Raw genomic sequence first — 16817 nt, forward strand, 5'->3', positions numbered from 1 at the left:
TCATATAATTTCTAGTATATTGTAATTGATTGTCGAGGAGGGTGATTTTTTAAAATCATCTGAATACGCCGGGGGTGTTTTTATTGGAAAATGCAACCACGATTCGTTCGGAAATTGAGAAAGAATTAAAACTTGGTGGCTATACTTTTAATAGTTTTGGACAAGCTACAGGGCTTAACCGAGGCATATTTAGTGCTATGCTTAATGGGAATCCGCCTAAGCCTATCTCCGTACGACAAATGGACTTGATCACTAAAGCGCTTAATTATCCAGAGGGCTGGTTGTATGACCTGTATGTGGATGAATGTTTTTATGATGGAAGACCACATTGGAAAAGGGTTAAACCGTTCCTGATTCGTTGTGTTGAGATAGGAAACCTGCGATGCGTGGAGAAAGTACTTTCGCGTTTAATGGAAGATCTCAATCACATCCCCACAATCTTTGCTTTGGCAGAGGAACTTTATGAAGAAGGAAAACTCAGAGAAGCTGTTCCTTTCTATGAGTGTGTCATCGAAAATGAAAAGTATCAACATTCTGAGAGGTTGGCAATTAGTCATTATAGAATTTTTTCAATCTCTGTTAGTGAAACTATGAAAATAGATGTAGAAGCTGCGCTAAGATTTGTGCCCTTTAGAAATCGGGTACCTTTAGATTATCATTTAGATGGTCTGCTTAAACTGTCAAATCTTTATTACAATTTGCATCAATGGAAAGAAGCAGAGCGTTATGCAGATGAATTAAGGGATCTTGCAACTATTGTTTGTAAAAGCAGAAAAACTAATAAAAAGAATTCCACGTTGAAAACTGAGAGACATTTAGTCGTATACTATGGTCAAGGTTACTTGACGAAGGGAAATGCTCTGGAAAAGCAAGGAAGATACGAAGAGGCCATGAAGTATATTCCTGGCTATGCCGATTTGAGTTGGTTTGCAGATTTAGGGGAAATTGGTCAGCAGGAGGTGCAAAGGTTTACTCTTTGGGCCAATGCTAATCAACTTAACTTGAATATTCTTATGGGTGATACAAGTAGTTTGCCAACGTATATTCAATTTCTTAAAAATAACCCACCCGAAATATTATTGGGGTTATTAACAATAGTAGAGTCGGCTAACAAGCATGGTTTTATGATAGAACATATTTTACAGCAGTTTTCTAACGAACTGACTTCCTTTAATAATGAATTATCTGTTGGTACCAGTTATTATAAGCAGTCATTTAGTTACAATACTTATGCTGATTTGTGTTACCAACTGGCTATATATATGTTTAATAACCATTTTCATGAGAAAGGTGTTTATTATGTTTTAAAAAGCTTAAGAAAATATCTTGAAATCAATAACAAAGAAAAGTGCATGGTCTGTACAGCCTTATTTGAAAGATTTAGAAATAAGGCCATAAAAGATCAAAAATTAGAATATGAAAGAATCATGGAGGAGGTTTTAGTCAATGCAATTTAAAAACCTTAAATACATGCTAATTATAGGGCTTTTTGGTTTCTTGGAACTGTCCCATACTATTACTGTTTTTGGGCATGGAACTGGAGCTTAATAGTTATCAAAAAACCAGTCTTGGTAAGGCTGGTTTTTTGATGTATTCCGTTAAAGGGATGAAATGGGTTTTATTATATTTTTAACCTGTGAGGAAGGTATCAGCCTGTAAACTAATGTAAATACCACACCGAACAGGAGGTTTATTGATGTGAAATGGCAACAATTGGAGGAGTGCATCGAAGAAAAGCGAAAAGAATTAAATGATTTGGCGAAAGAGGTGGGATTGAAGGATCGACGGGTGTTGACCAAGTCTATGGAGTTGGATCGGCTCCTTAATAAGTACAGTGATTGGAAATATAGCTATCGTAGACAACAGAGCGTACCCCAAAGTTCACAGATCCAAGAGAAGCAACACGAGCTCGTCCTATCTTATTAACATCAAGCATCATAACAAGATAAAACCTAACTTCACCTTGGCTTCTATACATAGTGAGATATAGCATAAACAAAATAATCTCTATTACATCTCGTACGCCGCCCTTATCCACGTTGTTCGTACAGTTTATTGTTCTGCGTCTACATCAGAGCGGAAGCCATGTAACATGAGGATACATCTCAAAAAAACCTCCCCATTCACGTTATGGCGTGACTCGGGAGGTTTTTGGGTTTTACTGCTGGAGCTGACGCAGCACAGTGATTTCGACACGGCGGTTTTTTTGTCGCCCTGCTTCGGTGCTGTTGTCACCAACCGGACGGGTATCTGCATAACCCGCATACTGGAATCCTGAGGGGGATAGCTGCTCTCGGTCGATAAAGAACCGAAGTACAGACAGTGCCCGAGCGCCGGAAAGCTCCCAGTTGTCCTTATAGGTCGATGAGTTGGAGGAGCGGGTGAATGGAATGTTGTCCGTATGCCCCTCAATGCTAATCGGTGTTTTTAAATCTCGGAACAGACTGGCTAATTTGGATAGCGTGTTTGCAGAGCCCTGCTTGAGTGCTGCTCTGCCTTGGTCGAATAGAAAGCGGTCATTCAGCGTAATGACAATGCCACGCGGTTGATCGGATACGAAAATCTGGTTTTGTAGCTTGTTGTCTGTAATATATTCCTGGATGACTCCCATTAGGTTTTGCAGTTCTTTTTCCTGCTTGCGAAAAGCTTGTTCACGCTCGGTGAGCTTGGTTGATCCCGCTTCTTTTTTATCAGAGGCCGGTTGCTTGGTCGCGGGTGGGTTCTTGCTGGTGTAACGATCGGCAGTACCCGTAATGCCCGAGCCTTGCTCCAAAATAGAATCTCCCTTGTGGAACGTATCCTGAAGGGATTGAACAACGACATCGTATTTCTTAGCATCCAGACTGCTCATAGCATACATCACGACGAAAAAAATGAGCAGCAGGGTGATCAGATCGGCATAAGTAATCATCCACCGATCCCGTTGGTCTCCGCCGCCACCTTGACGCCCACGGCGCTTAGCGCGCGCTCTCATGGAAGTCCTCCTTTGGAGTAGCGCTCTCTGTACGTGAGCGACGAGGCGGTTTGCGATCTATATTTTGCTCTGAGCGGATAAAGAACTCCAACTTCTTGCGTACAAGCTTAGGGTTCTCTCCGTTTTGAATAGCCAGAATACCTTGCAGCAGCAAATCCATTGTGATAATTTCACTTTCACTGGCTGCTCTTATTTTGGACGCGATGGGCAGAAAGATCAGATTGGCGCTAGCAACGCCGTATAGTGTTGCGATAAAAGCCACAGCAATCGACGGCCCGAGCGCAGTAGGTTCGGTTAAGCTGCCTAGTACATGGATCAGACCCATGACCGTACCGATAATCCCCATCGTAGGGGCATAGCCGCCTGCCGATTCAAATATTTTGGCGTACCCCTCATGTTTGTGCCCAATAGCATCTAACTCTAGTTCTAAAATTTGTTTGATCTGTTCCTGTTCAGTGCCGTCAATAACGAGTTGAAGACCTTCCCGCAAAAATGCATTCGGATGCTCCGATGATATACGTTCTAACGCAAGCACACCGGATCGGCGGGAGGTAGCAGCCATGGAAACCAAATCTTCTATATATTGCTCCGTAGGATTGTCCTCACGACTAAAAGCCATCCGCAGAGCGGTGGGTATAGTCTTCAGCTTGGAGGCAGGGTAACTGATTACAACTGCGGCGAAAGTTCCGCCAAATACAATCAGAGCGGATGTGCCTTGAAGCAGCCCTGTGAATTCGCCGCCTTCCCATAAGAAGCCACCGATTAATGCTATGATTCCGGCGATGATGCCCAATACGATGGTGATATCCAAAATTTAATTCACTCCTATTCAAGACTTATCGTTTGCATCCACGGTAAGAAAGAGGTATAATACGGGAACAAACATTCTTATTCAACCATATTTCCCAAGTATCATTGCTCGGGAAATATCGACATAGAATTACAGGCAAAGACGTTAAAGCTCGATTGGTGTAAAAACATGATGTTTCCATTTTAGACGATAAGGGTGATGCAGGGCAATGAGTGATATCGTTGTTAGCGATAAGACTTTTGAAATTCAGTCAGAATTCCAACCTCAAGGCGATCAGCCCCAGGCCATTTTTGAATTGGTAGAGGGAATTGCAGAAGGAAAGAAGCATCAAACTCTATTGGGTGCTACGGGAACAGGTAAGACGTATACCATCGCTCAGACTATTGCCAAGCTGAATCGGCCTACGCTAGTTATTGCACATAACAAGACTTTGGCTGCTCAACTGGCAAGTGAGTTTAAAGAATTCTTTCCCAACAACTCCGTTGATTATTTTGTCAGCTACTATGATTACTACCAACCGGAAGCGTACATCCCTTCTTCCGATACGTATATTGAGAAGGATTCCAGCATCAATGAGGAGATTGATAAACTTCGCCACTCAGCCACAAGCTCTCTGTTTGAGCGTCGTGACGTTATTATTGTAGCGAGTGTCTCTTGCATTTATGGTTTGGGTTCCCCGAAAGAATATTCAAGCTTGCTGCTCTCGCTTAGAGTCGGCATGGAGAAACCCCGCAATCAGATTTTGTCCCGCTTGGTCGATATTCAATATCAGCGGAACGATATCAACTTCGTGCGGGGTACTTTCCGTGTACGGGGGGATGTTGTTGAGATATTCCCGGCTTCCCATGGAGAAAACGCGATACGGGTAGAATTGTTCGGAGATGAAATTGAACGGATTACTGAAATTAATGTGCTTACAGGTGAATTGATCGGTGAACGTGAACATATCGCCATTTTCCCGGCATCTCACTTCGTTACTCATGAGGATACGATGAGGGTAGCACTGGTCAACATCGAACGTGAACTGGAAGAGCGCTTAGCAGAGCTGAAGGAGCAAGGGAAGCTGTTAGAGGCGCAACGTTTGGAGCAACGTACCCGCTATGATATCGAGATGATGAGAGAGGTTGGCTTTTGTTCCGGTGTCGAAAATTACTCGGGTCCACTGACATTCCGCGAGCGCGGAGCAACACCATATACACTGTTGGATTATTTTCCAGATGATATGCTGATCGTCATCGACGAATCTCATGTTACATTGCCGCAGATTCGTGCGATGTATAACGGGGACCAGGCGCGTAAAAATGTTCTCGTTGAACATGGTTTTCGTTTGCCATCTGCCTTGGATAACCGTCCGCTGAAGTTCGAAGAGTTCGAGGACAAAGTGAATCAAATTATCTATGTATCGGCTACTCCAGGCCCGTATGAGATGGAAAAATGCGATACGATGGTGCAGCAGATTATCCGTCCTACCGGCCTCCTTGATCCTATTATTGAGGTGCGTCCGAGCAAAGGGCAGATTGACGATCTCATTAATGAAATACGTCAGCGCATAGAACGTGAAGAACGGGTACTGGTCACCACACTCACGAAGAAAATGGCTGAAGATTTGACAGACTACTTAAAAGAAGTGGGCATCAAGGTTCGGTATATGCACTCCGAGATTAAGACTTTGGAACGGATGGCCATTTTGCGGGATCTTCGTCTGGGAACCTTCGATGTGCTGATCGGGATCAACTTGTTGCGGGAAGGTCTCGATTTGCCGGAAGTATCGCTGGTTGCGATTTTGGATGCGGACAAAGAAGGCTTCCTGCGTTCTGAGCGCTCTCTGATTCAGACGATCGGACGGGCAGCGCGGAATAGTGACGGACGTGTTATTATGTATGGCGATAAGATTACCGATTCTATGGATAAAGCGATTAAGGAAACGGAACGTCGCCGTGCGATTCAAATTCAATACAATGAAGAGCATGGGATTACCCCGCAAACCATCCGTAAAAAGATACGTGATGTCATTGAAGCAACCAAGACGGCAGAGTCCAAGAATGATTACCTTCCTAATGAGACGGGTAAACTTTCCAAGAAGGAGCGTCAATCCCTCATTCAGCGCCTAGAAGCAGAAATGAAGGATGCGGCCAAGAATCTACAGTTCGAACGGGCTGCCGAGTTGCGTGATGCTTTGCTGGAATTGCGGGCTGATTAAACATTGGGAATAAACTAGAAGCACAACATATTGATAATAGAATGTTTGATTGCTTTTAAGAAATAGTGAGGACGGCCAATGTGGTCGTTCTCTTTGCGATATATCACTTCCATCGGATCATCCAATGCGATACAGGATAACGTGAATTACGGCTAAGGAGATGAAACATTTGGCGAATGAAAGCATCATCATCAAAGGCGCACGCGCGCATAATCTCAAAAATATTGACGTGACGATTCCGCGGGACAAGTTCGTCGTCCTGACAGGGCTTAGCGGCTCAGGTAAATCATCACTGGCTTTCGATACGATCTATGCAGAAGGACAGCGGCGGTATGTGGAATCATTATCTGCGTATGCCCGTCAATTCCTCGGGCAAATGGAGAAACCGGACGTCGATTCGATTGACGGCCTGTCACCTGCCATTTCCATTGACCAAAAAACGACAAGTCGGAATCCTCGTTCTACGGTCGGAACAGTTACAGAAATCTATGATTACTTGCGGTTGTTATTTGCCCGAGTAGGTCATCCTCATTGTCCTGAACATGGCATTGAAATCACTTCACAGACCGTCGAACAGATGGTAGACCGCATTTTGCAGTATCCTGAAAAGACACGGCTGCAAATCCTGGCTCCATTGGTATCCGGCCGCAAAGGTGAGCATAAGACACTGTTCACTGATATAGCCAAGCAGGGCTTTGTACGGGTACGAGTGAATGGCGAACTGCGTGAATTGTCCGAGAAGATTGAATTGGAGAAGAACAAGAAGCACTCGATTGAAGTGGTCGTAGACCGGATCGTAGTCAAGGAAGATGTACGTGCGCGTCTGTCCGACTCTATCGAGACGGCACTGAATCTTTCAGGCGGACAGTTGCTTGTAGATATTATAGGGCAAGAGGAGTTGCGATTTAGCTCCAACTTTGCGTGCCCGATTTGCGGTTTTAGCATAGATGAGCTGTCTCCCCGAATGTTCTCCTTTAATAGTCCGTTTGGTGCTTGTCCAGATTGTGATGGGCTAGGAGTTAAAATGGTGGTTGACCCTGATCTGCTCATACCCGATCCAGAAAAAAGTGTAGAAGATGGGGCATTCCAGGCATGGAGTGGAGGAACTTCCACTTATTATCCTCAATTTTTACAGTCCGTATGCGAACACTACGGTATTCCGCAGGACGTTCCTGTAAGCCAATTGACGTCAGAACAAATGAATCTTATTTTGCACGGAACAGGTGACCAGAAGATCCGTTTCCGCTATGAAAATGATTTTGGTCAACGTAAGGAAGCCTATGTGACCTTTGAGGGCATTATCCCGAACCTGGAGCGTCGCTACCGTGATACGGCTTCTGAGGGAATACGTGAATTTATTGAAGGCTTTATGAGTGCAAAGCCATGTAACACCTGTAAGGGGCACCGACTGAAAAAAGAAAGCCTGTCGGTAACCATTCAAGAGCGTAATATCGCTTATGTGACAGCTTTGTCTGTCGGGGAGGCTTCTCACTTTTTCCACACACTGGAGCTGAGTGAGAAAGAGCAGTCGATTGCCAACCTCATTTTAAAAGAAATTAACAGCCGACTGGGATTCCTCGTTAACGTTGGTTTGGAATACCTGACTTTAAGCCGTGCGGCAGGTACATTGTCCGGCGGGGAGGCACAGCGTATCCGATTGGCGACACAGATCGGGTCCAGTCTGATGGGTGTGCTTTATATTTTGGACGAGCCAAGTATCGGGTTGCATCAGCGAGATAATGACCGCCTGATTAGTGCTTTGGAACATATGCGGAACCTAGGCAATACGTTGATCGTGGTAGAGCATGACGAAGATACGATGATGGCGGCAGACTATATCATTGACATTGGGCCAGGAGCCGGAATCCATGGCGGGATGATCATGTCACAGGGGACCCCACAGGAAGTTATGGAAGATCCGAATTCCCTGACCGGTCAATATTTGAGCGGGCGTAAGTTTATTCCGGTCAATAGCGAGCGGCGCAAGCCTGCAGATAAGTGGCTGGAGATTCGCGGAGCCAAGGAGAACAATCTCAAAAATGTGAATGTCAAAATTCCATTGGGTGTTTTCACGGCTGTCACTGGTGTATCCGGGTCTGGGAAATCGACGCTAGTCAACGAAATTTTGTACAAAACGCTGGCGCGTGATCTGAACCGTGCGAGAGTACGTCCAGGTCAACATAAAGAAATTCGCGGGCTAGAGCATATCGAAAAGGTGGTTGAGATCGATCAATCGCCAATCGGCCGTACACCGCGTTCCAATCCTGCGACTTATACCGGTGTGTTCGATGATATCCGTGATTTATTCTCGCAGACGAACGAGGCTAAGGTTCGAGGCTACAAGAAAGGCCGGTTTAGCTTTAACGTTAAGGGAGGCCGATGTGAATCTTGCAGAGGCGACGGCATCATCAAGATTGAGATGCACTTTCTGCCCGATGTGTACGTACCCTGCGAAGTGTGCAAAGGCAAACGCTATAATCGGGAGACCCTCGAGGTTAAGTATAAAGGGAAGAGTATTGCTGATGTGCTGGAGATGACGGTAGAGGATGCAACAGCATTTTTTGAAAATATCCCGAAGATTCACCGCAAGATTCAGACGCTGATGGATGTAGGTTTGGGGTATATCAAGTTGGGTCAACCAGCGACTACCTTGTCCGGTGGTGAAGCACAGCGTGTGAAGCTGGCTTCCGAACTGTATCGTCGCAGCACAGGTAAAACCATTTATATTTTGGATGAGCCGACAACGGGTCTACATGTTCACGATATTGACCGTTTATTGACGGTGCTGCATCGTTTGGTTGATTCGGGAGAAACGGTACTGGTTATTGAACATAATCTAGATGTAATTAAAACAGCCGATTTCCTGATTGATCTGGGGCCTGAAGGCGGAAGCGGCGGTGGAACGATCTTGGCTACCGGGACACCAGAACAACTCGTAAAAGTTGAAGAATCCTATACAGGCCGATACTTAAAGCCGATCCTTGAACGGGATACACAGCGCAGCCAAGCGCTTCAGACCGTCGATCTATAGATACTGTTTAGTGTATGTTTTAGAAACCCTGCACATGCAGGAAGGCAGAATACGAATTAGCGTATTTATGCTTTCCCGTTGGCAGGGTTTATTTTTTTTGTAAAAAAAGAAAACTTTTATCAAATTCCTGCGTTAAAGCATGTGACACATAGTTTACCAAGCGCTGGAATAATAAATCTATATGTATATTCATCGACAGAAAGTCTCTGAGTAATCTCTAAATTTTTGGAGTTTTGGATGTTTAGGCTCGGGCTTGAAGAGGTTAATATATAACTTATGATTATCTAGCATCATACGAAGTTCCGTGCCCCGTGACAACCATTACTAGTTGAAGCGAAACCGTCTATAGTTATATCACATCTAAGATTTATACCACATCTCTGAGGAAGTCATGAAGGGAGCTGGAACGTTTGAAGATTAAGCAAAGTAGAGTTCTACGTACACGTGTATACTCATGGGCAGCAGGAGTCACTATAGCGGCATGGTTATTGGGTTATAGTGCTGCACCGTCCTATGCCTCCGAGGTGTCCGAGGCGTATGCGCCCATACAAGCCGAGATCGAAACCAGTGCAGCGATTGGAACTATTAAAGATTCGGAAAACGCTCACAATTATATTCAGCCCGCAGCAAAGGGTGGGTTTTTAATGCTGAACGTCGAGGACATTACAGAAGCAAGTGTGGTACACGTCACGTACGGCAAGCTGGACAGTTCTCTAGAGACTGTATGGAAACACCAGCAGGACCTGAACGTACAACCGGGAACAAGTAGCAGGGGAGTCCAGCGGGAGACGTCAGATGGTGGGTTGTTGTTTCTGATTGATTATACACAACCGAACGGAATGCGGGATTTGCAGGCTTCACGATTGGACGCGGATGGAAACCCCTTGTGGTCCAAAACATTACCGACTGATGGCTTGATATCTCAAGGGCAGGGTTCTCAGGTAGGACTGGAGCCACTTGAGGATGGCAGTTTTCTAGTCTCCTCACTGAACCTTGCGGAGCAGTCCTTCACTGTACTCAAATACACAGAAGATGGCGATATACAATGGAATCGAACGACGGCCGGGGTGACCTCAGGTTGGCTGGTTGGCAGTCACAATGGATATTATGCGCTTTTGAACAGCTCAGATGGTCCCGTGGGGGTACAAGCCGATGTGTATGGTCGTAATATCCGTGATGTCCATCTAGACTTAGGATCAGGTAAGGAAATTGCGGCGGTACGTGAGTTGTCCAGCGGTCATATTGCTGTAACAGGGCTTAAAGGAAACAGCAAGCGTACCCAGGTGTTAAGTAATGGTCTGCAATTGTTTAGTAATACAGAGGACTATGCCGCTGACCGGGTGTATCTGCCTGAGGAGCAGTTGTACGTCCAGTTCAGTGATCAATATGATCCACTGGGTAAAACCACGAAGATGCATGGCATTACTATCACAGGCTTAAAAGGAAATGGCACGAAGGTGTGGGAAACGAAGACTCATTATAAGGAAGATAACTCCTTCGGCATCCGATATGATACGGGATTGATATATAAGATTCCTTCAGGCTACGCGGTGGTGACATCTACAACAGGCGTCCAAAAGCCAATAGTACTCGATTTTGCGAAAATATTGATACCGGAGTAATCCGGTGTCTTTTTTTATGAAATCGAAGAAGTAGCAAGTAGGTATGGCACTGTGGTGTGGCATAAGAAACAGCCTGCTTGTATATAAAATACAAGCAGGCTGTTAATGGGCTTTATGTCTAGGATGCAACGTGGCTGGACTGTAAAATGGCAGACAACTTCTCTTGGAAAGACGGAATGCCTACACGCTGTACATACGCATAAAAGCTTTCGCCAGCAATCCTATTTTCTTTGTAAAACAGAATAAGCTCTGCCAATACAGGACCAACCTGATCCCCACGTACGCGGCCTTTGAGTGCCTTGTTGAACTGGGCATCTGCTCCAAGTGCCCCGCCGACAGCGATGTCGAACGCGTCAACCATGCCTTCAGGTGTCTTGAGGAGCGAGCCTTGCAGTCCAATGTCGGCAATATGCTTTTGACCGCAGGAATTCGGGCAACCAATAAAATGGATGCGCACCTTTTCATCCAATTGTACGTGCTGATCCAAATACTCGGCAACGTCAATTGCTCGCTTTTTCGTTTCCACAATCGCCAGATTGCAAAATTCATTTCCTGTGCAAGATACTGTACGGCTCATAAAATGCTTAGGCTGTGGTGTCAGGCGTTGCAGCACGGGAGCTTTCAGTAGCTCATCTACTTGATCATCCGGCACACCGCTCAGCAAAATATTTTGCGACATCGTGGTACGAATCTGCCCATCACCGTAGCGGTCAGCCAGGTCGGCCAGTTCATGCAACTCGTCAGCACTGAGGCGACCAACAGGTACGTTCAGACCGACATAGTTCAGACCTTCTTGGGCTTGGGGATGTATACCGTCAAAATAGGCGGCTTGCCAGCCAATGGTTTTATCTTCACCTCGTCCTGGCATTTCGCCAGTGTACTCAGTCAGCTTGGCCAGGAATTTGTCTGGGCCCCAATCGGCAACAAGGAATTTCAGACGGGCATGGTGCCGTTTTTCCCGATAGCCGTAATCACGGAAGATGGTGGTGACAGCAATAGCAACCTTCAGTACTTCCTCAGGACGGACAAACAAATCCAGCGGATGTGCCAAATGCGGCTTGGCGGATAGTCCACCGCCAACCATCACATGGAAGCCAACCACTTCTTTTCCGTTAAGGATCTTGGTTGCCGGTGTGAAGGACAGGTCGTTAATTTCAGCCTGTGCATTATTGTACGTATTACTGGAGATGGACATTTTATATTTGCGCGGAAGATTGGAAAAGTCGCGATTCAATAAGAAAAAGCGGTTTACTTCATCTACAATCTCCTGAGTATCCACCAGCTCATTAGGATCAATGCCAGCCAGAGGATTGCCGACAATGGTACGAGGGCAGTCCCCACAGGCTTCAAAGGAATACAAATCAACCTTTTCCAGCCGTTCGAAAATATCCGGCAAGCTTTCAACGGTCAGCCAGTGAAATTGAATAGCCTGACGGGTGGTGACATCCAGAAGACCACGCCCGTATAGTGCGGAGATGTCTGCTAAGGCACGTGCCTGGGCTGAAGTCATGATCCCTGTATTGATGCGGACGCGCATCATGAAATGACCATCCTTGGGTTTTTGCTGGTAAACCCCAGCCCATTTGAATCGGTCCATATCGTCCGCAGAGATTGAGTCATACCCTTTGTGTGCATAGCTTTCGATGATGGTACGTATAACGTCGAGACCATCCTTTTCCAGCTTGACTAACTCAAACTTGTTAAGCTTATCGGGATGAGCATTCCAGATGGGTTCATAGGCCATCTTTTTAACCTCCTTCATGTGTCTTATTTATACTTGAGATTTTGGATATAGAACTCACGATTTTTTATTTCCGACAATATAACTAAGATATAATGTGATGGTATCATAGTTGGTTATGCCCGTAAACGAAGGAATGGTCCAAAGGGTATAACGATTTTTTATTGTTTTTGCTTATTTTTTTGATATAAGGATTTGGAAAATTTATAATATAAATAGTATGAGAGGATAGGGATGTGGCAAACGGCGCTTTTTTAGAAAAAGATAGGGCTTAAAGCGATTGTATGCGTGTCCCCTCTATGGTAGATTTGGACTAACTGATAGAACAGGGTCATGTTAGAGAGGAAATGGTGAGTATATGCGTAAGATGGGGAAAAGGGTAGCTGTGCTGGCTTTGGGCAGCGCTCTATGTGTTTCTGGAACGGCAGGTGCAGCCAGCAGTGGAGCTGCGTTGAAGGCCAAGGTCATTAATGGCGGGGTCTATGTTAACGTAAGTGATATGAATAAAGCATTAGGAACCAGCGGCGCGTATAACAGCGCAAATGGTACATATACGTTATCGGCCGATCGTGTGCCGCAGGTCGTTAAAAATGTATCTCCTTCGGTAGTCGGCATCATTGGCCGTTCTGCGACAGGAGAGACCGTAGCAGGGGGAGACCGATACAACCTGGCTCACGGCACGGGTGTCATCATTCGGGCAGATGGATGGATTGTTACGAACGCGCATGTAATCGAAGGATTAGGTGATGCCGTAGTTGTAACCTCGGACGGAAAATCTTACGGAATTATCGACAGCTACAGCGATCCGATCAGTGACTTGGCGTTGATTAAAATTAAGGCAAGCGGTCTTAAACCTGCTACCTTTGCAGCTTCTACGAATAGTTTACAGGTAGGCGAGCAGGTAGTAGCTATCGGTACGCCGATCTCCTTTTCACTTCGTAACTCGGCAACCTCAGGTGTTGTTAGCGGGCTGAACCGTGGTGTCAACGCTGCGTATCGTCTCATTCAAAGTGATACCGCGATCAACCCTGGTAACAGCGGTGGTCCGCTGGTCAATCTCAAGGGCGAGGTTATCGGGATCAATACAATGAAGTTCTCAGCGGTCGGAATTGAAAATATGGGCTTTTCGATTCCGGCGGATACAGTGAAATATGTCATCAATCAATTTTTCAAATATGGTGAGGTTCGACGTGCTAGTCTTGGTCTAGGGCTTGAAGAGAGCTGGTCGGCTATCGTGGGGTTGCCTACCGAGGACCCTTTGAAAGTCACTAAAGTCACCTCAGCCAGTGCCGTACAGGTTAAAATCAAGGAAGGCGATGAGTTGTATAGTATTAACGGCAAGCGTGTAGCTTCCGCCATTGATGTCAATGAGCTGCTTAAAAACTATCAACCGGGCCAAACGGTGAGTGTACTTATGCAATCGGACGGTGATATTGTGAAGCGCAAGCTGGTACTGACACAGGATACTGGTGAAATTTATGACTCCATTCAGTCTGGAGAAGATCTTGAGGATTCGAATGAATCAGGAGCTGCTGTAGATGACGGTATAGCGCCTTCGAAGGAAGCGTCAGATTCAGCTACGGGAAAGTGAACGATAACGGTTCATCAATCTATAAAATAAAGCTAAAGGGAGATTTACTGTGAAGCATATGCAAAGAAAAATGATGCGTAAGCTGGGGGTCGGCGCTGTCGCATTGTCCCTTCTGCTTACCGCTTTACCAGCAGTTGCAGCAGATCAAGATAAAAACATATTGGAATTGCGTCTGCAAAGCGGCAGCAATACAGCGATCGTGAACGGCCAAAATGCGAATATTACGAAACCCTATTCCAAAAGTGGAGCACTGATGGTTCCGGCTGGTGTGTTTAAAAAGGCATTTAACAGCAAAATTCGCCTAGCTGAAGATAATGTGGTTAAGATCACCAGCGGCACTCACGTTGTATCGCTGACAATTGGTAGTCGTACAGCCTGGGTGAGAGGACACAAGGTGACACTTCCGGCTCCACCGGAAATGTCGTCAGGAATCCTCATGGTGCCTTTGCGTGAAGTAGCAGAAGGACTGGGCGGTAAGATGGAGAAGAATGGCGCAGGAATCATCATTCGGATGGAAGCCCAAGAAGAGGCGGGCACGGTAGCAGAAGAATCACCGAACATTGATAATGATGAGGGCAAGACGCAGATCGGGAATAGTTATTACGATTGGTCCATGAACTATCCAACAGGACTCGTTATCGGTCAGGGGGGTGGAGATGAGAGTATTTCCACATTTATGGACGAGAACAGTGCATACTACATGGAAGTACACACAGCATTACAGCCGGTTCCACTGAATGCAGACGATTTGTTGCAACAATTGGTGCAGGCAGCCAAGGAAACGGGAGAAACTGTAGTGGACCGAAAATCCTTCCCGAAAGCGAAAGTGCCTTATGCTCGTGTTATTACGAAGGATGGGGACGGCGTACTGTGGGAAAATCGTCAGTACTATGACAACGGACGACTGTATGTCGTTTATTTTTCCGATGCTAAAGCAACGAACTATAAAGATCTGGCCCAGTATGCTGGACTGTTGAACTCATTTAAAACCTCTTTTAATGCACAGGATAAAAGTATTAAAGACTTGTCCACTGTAGTAGGAGGCACACGTGAAGCCGGGAATCCAGATTACGGTGTGTCACTCAAAATACCTGCAGGCTGGAAAATGGACGACCAACGAATGCAGTATGAAAGCAATGACGGATCAAGCTTCCGCATGAAAGTCACCTCTGCTCCAGCAGATGGAAAATTGGAGAACTGGGGCCAGCAGCTGCAAAAATGGCTGAGCGATTCATTTGTGTCTACTGCTTATGAGGCACAAAAAACTTATCCGCTGGAGGTTGCAGGCGTTCAGGGATTAGTGCAGGAGTACCGCTATAATTTTGGGGATGAATGGGTCAAGGAGTACAATGTGCTAATTCAGCAAAATGGATATCGCTACCTGGCTGAATACGCAGTGCCTGAAAAGGTAAGCAAGGGAAATGACCAGTTCAACGCGCTCATTTCTTCGCTTCAAATCGATTTTCAAACAGTAGCGAATAACTTTGGACAATTGGAAGAGGATGACTACCTGGCGGACAAAACGAAAACGATCAAAAAGACGTCTAAAGCATATGAATATACAGTAAATATCCCACGGTATTGGACTGCGGTTAGTGATCAATTTGAATTGGGAGATATAGAGTATCAATTTACCGGAGGACGTTTTTCCATTAAAATCGACAACGACCAATCCTTTGAATTAACGGTGTCCCAGCTTAAGGACTTCTATGATAAGCAAGCCAAGAACTATAAAAACCTCAAAGTAGAGGAAGTTAAGGATGTAACGTTTGCCGGTGTGCCGGCAGTGTCCTTTACATTCCACCGTGTGGACGAAGGTATCGGCTATACAGGTCGCCAAATCGTTCTGGAGCATAACGGTAAAACATATACCGTAACAACGACATTAAACGATGCAAACAACACGGGTGTACAGTCCAACGCACTGGATTCGACGCTGAATTCGTTTAGTTTTGTGAAGTAAGAAGGTGTGGGTAAAAGATCAGTGAGTTGTAGTGGGAAGAGGCTACGCATGCCATTTGATCCTACGATCGCTGGCGCTTCTTCGGATTCAAATGGCCCGCTTCGCTGGCCACCGCCAAATATCCCTAATCTTTTAAAGAGTGAAGTAAGCAGGGAAGTGCGAAGATGTCGGACTAAATGTATGGGGGAATCCGAAAATAATTACGCTAAAGGCAGTCGACAAAAGTAATTGGGAAGAATGTGCTGAACTTCAACCGAGCCCTGAGCAACAAAGGTTTATGGTATCTAACCTTTACTCAATTGCGGAATGTCAGTTTTTGGATGGGTTTTTATCTAGAGCGATTTATAATAATGACGTATTGATTGGTTTTACGATGTTTGGTTTAGACCCGGATGACGGGAATTACTGGATTTACCGATTTATGATTGACGAAAGATTTCAAGGCCAAGGCCATGGTTACCATGCAATGTTGCTGGTTATCGACGAAATAAGGAAAGCCAGTAATCGGACTGATCTGATCATGATTGGATATAAACCAGACAATGAACTTGCTAGAAAGCTATACAGAAAATCTGGTTTCAGGGAGGAAGGAATATCACCCTGGGGAGAAATGCTTGCGAAGTATAGCTTTGCCTAGTTAATGGTATGATGACGCACCTCCAATGCACCGCTGACCGGGATTGGAGGTGTTTTTGTATTTTAGTATTATATTTTTAAAGGAATCGCTTGGAAAGTGTAGAAGCTTGGGGCGCAGTCTGGTACACTAGATTAGTTACAAGATAAGAATAATTCTGCCGCAGATGTTTGTGATGCGGATTTTTTGAGTTGGATGCGATTCAGGCAAGGGACCGATGGTTCAGCGTGTGAATGATCGGACAAGATGA

11 protein-coding genes are annotated in these 16817 nt (G+C 45.4%); 8 read left to right on the forward strand and 3 right to left on the reverse strand.

Annotated elements, in window-relative coordinates:
• Window positions 1-83: 83 nt before the first annotated feature.
• Together ACXHJ1_RS09480 and ACXHJ1_RS09485 are read left to right on the forward strand one after the other, a co-directional pair.
• Window positions 84-1457: a DNA-binding protein gene (locus tag ACXHJ1_RS09480; RefSeq protein ID WP_039277340.1), complete on the forward strand. Its 1374-nt coding sequence runs from the start codon at window positions 84-86 to the stop codon at window positions 1455-1457.
• Window positions 1458-1698: 241 nt separating this feature from the next.
• Window positions 1699-1926 (forward strand): aspartyl-phosphate phosphatase Spo0E family protein, encoded by a 228-nt coding sequence (locus ACXHJ1_RS09485; protein WP_016822961.1) that lies wholly within the window; start codon window positions 1699-1701, stop codon window positions 1924-1926.
• A 232-nt stretch (window positions 1927-2158) separates the two neighbouring features.
• Here ACXHJ1_RS09485 and ACXHJ1_RS09490 read toward each other — a convergent pair whose 3' ends face one another.
• Together ACXHJ1_RS09490 and ACXHJ1_RS09495 are read right to left on the reverse strand one after the other, a co-directional pair.
• On the reverse strand, window positions 2159-2974 hold the full coding sequence (locus ACXHJ1_RS09490) for a flagellar motor protein MotB (protein ID WP_039276359.1): 816 nt from the start codon (window positions 2972-2974) through the stop codon (window positions 2159-2161).
• Window positions 2958-3785: a flagellar motor protein gene (locus ACXHJ1_RS09495; protein ID WP_016324776.1), complete on the reverse strand. Its 828-nt coding sequence runs from the start codon at window positions 3783-3785 to the stop codon at window positions 2958-2960. Before ACXHJ1_RS09495 ends, ACXHJ1_RS09490 begins: the two co-directional genes overlap by 17 nt.
• A gap of 208 nt (window positions 3786-3993) precedes the next feature.
• Here ACXHJ1_RS09495 and uvrB point away from each other — a divergent pair, with 208 nt between their 5' ends.
• From uvrB to ACXHJ1_RS09510, 3 genes are all read left to right on the forward strand, one after another.
• On the forward strand, window positions 3994-5985 hold the full coding sequence (gene uvrB / locus ACXHJ1_RS09500; RefSeq protein WP_013373322.1) for an excinuclease ABC subunit UvrB: 1992 nt from the start codon (window positions 3994-3996) through the stop codon (window positions 5983-5985).
• A 169-nt stretch (window positions 5986-6154) separates the two neighbouring features.
• Window positions 6155-9016 (forward strand): excinuclease ABC subunit UvrA, encoded by a 2862-nt coding sequence (gene uvrA / locus ACXHJ1_RS09505; protein ID WP_457906003.1) that lies wholly within the window; start codon window positions 6155-6157, stop codon window positions 9014-9016.
• A gap of 410 nt (window positions 9017-9426) precedes the next feature.
• Window positions 9427-10638 (forward strand): hypothetical protein, encoded by a 1212-nt coding sequence (locus ACXHJ1_RS09510; RefSeq protein ID WP_250251340.1) that lies wholly within the window; start codon window positions 9427-9429, stop codon window positions 10636-10638.
• Between the two features lie 118 nt (window positions 10639-10756).
• On the opposite strand, the gene ACXHJ1_RS09515 is transcribed toward ACXHJ1_RS09510, so the two are convergent.
• Window positions 10757-12382, reverse strand: a complete 1626-nt coding sequence (locus ACXHJ1_RS09515) for a nitrite/sulfite reductase (RefSeq protein ID WP_457906004.1) — start codon at window positions 12380-12382, stop codon at window positions 10757-10759.
• A 355-nt stretch (window positions 12383-12737) separates the two neighbouring features.
• Between ACXHJ1_RS09515 and ACXHJ1_RS09520 the strand changes: the two genes are divergently transcribed.
• The 3 genes from ACXHJ1_RS09520 to ACXHJ1_RS09530 all read left to right on the forward strand — a co-directional run bounded on the left by ACXHJ1_RS09520 (window position 12738) and on the right by ACXHJ1_RS09530 (window position 16570).
• Entirely contained in the window at window positions 12738-13970 is a 1233-nt protein-coding gene (locus ACXHJ1_RS09520; RefSeq protein WP_019688752.1) for a S1C family serine protease, read from the forward strand.
• 49 nt (window positions 13971-14019) lie between these two features.
• Window positions 14020-15933, forward strand: a complete 1914-nt coding sequence (locus tag ACXHJ1_RS09525) for a stalk domain-containing protein (protein ID WP_457906005.1) — start codon at window positions 14020-14022, stop codon at window positions 15931-15933.
• Between the two features lie 196 nt (window positions 15934-16129).
• Window positions 16130-16570 (forward strand): GNAT family N-acetyltransferase, encoded by a 441-nt coding sequence (locus ACXHJ1_RS09530; protein ID WP_457906177.1) that lies wholly within the window; start codon window positions 16130-16132, stop codon window positions 16568-16570.
• The last annotated feature ends 247 nt before the right edge of the window (window positions 16571-16817 follow it).

It is taken from the genome of Paenibacillus sp. ALE2, assembly GCF_054113385.1.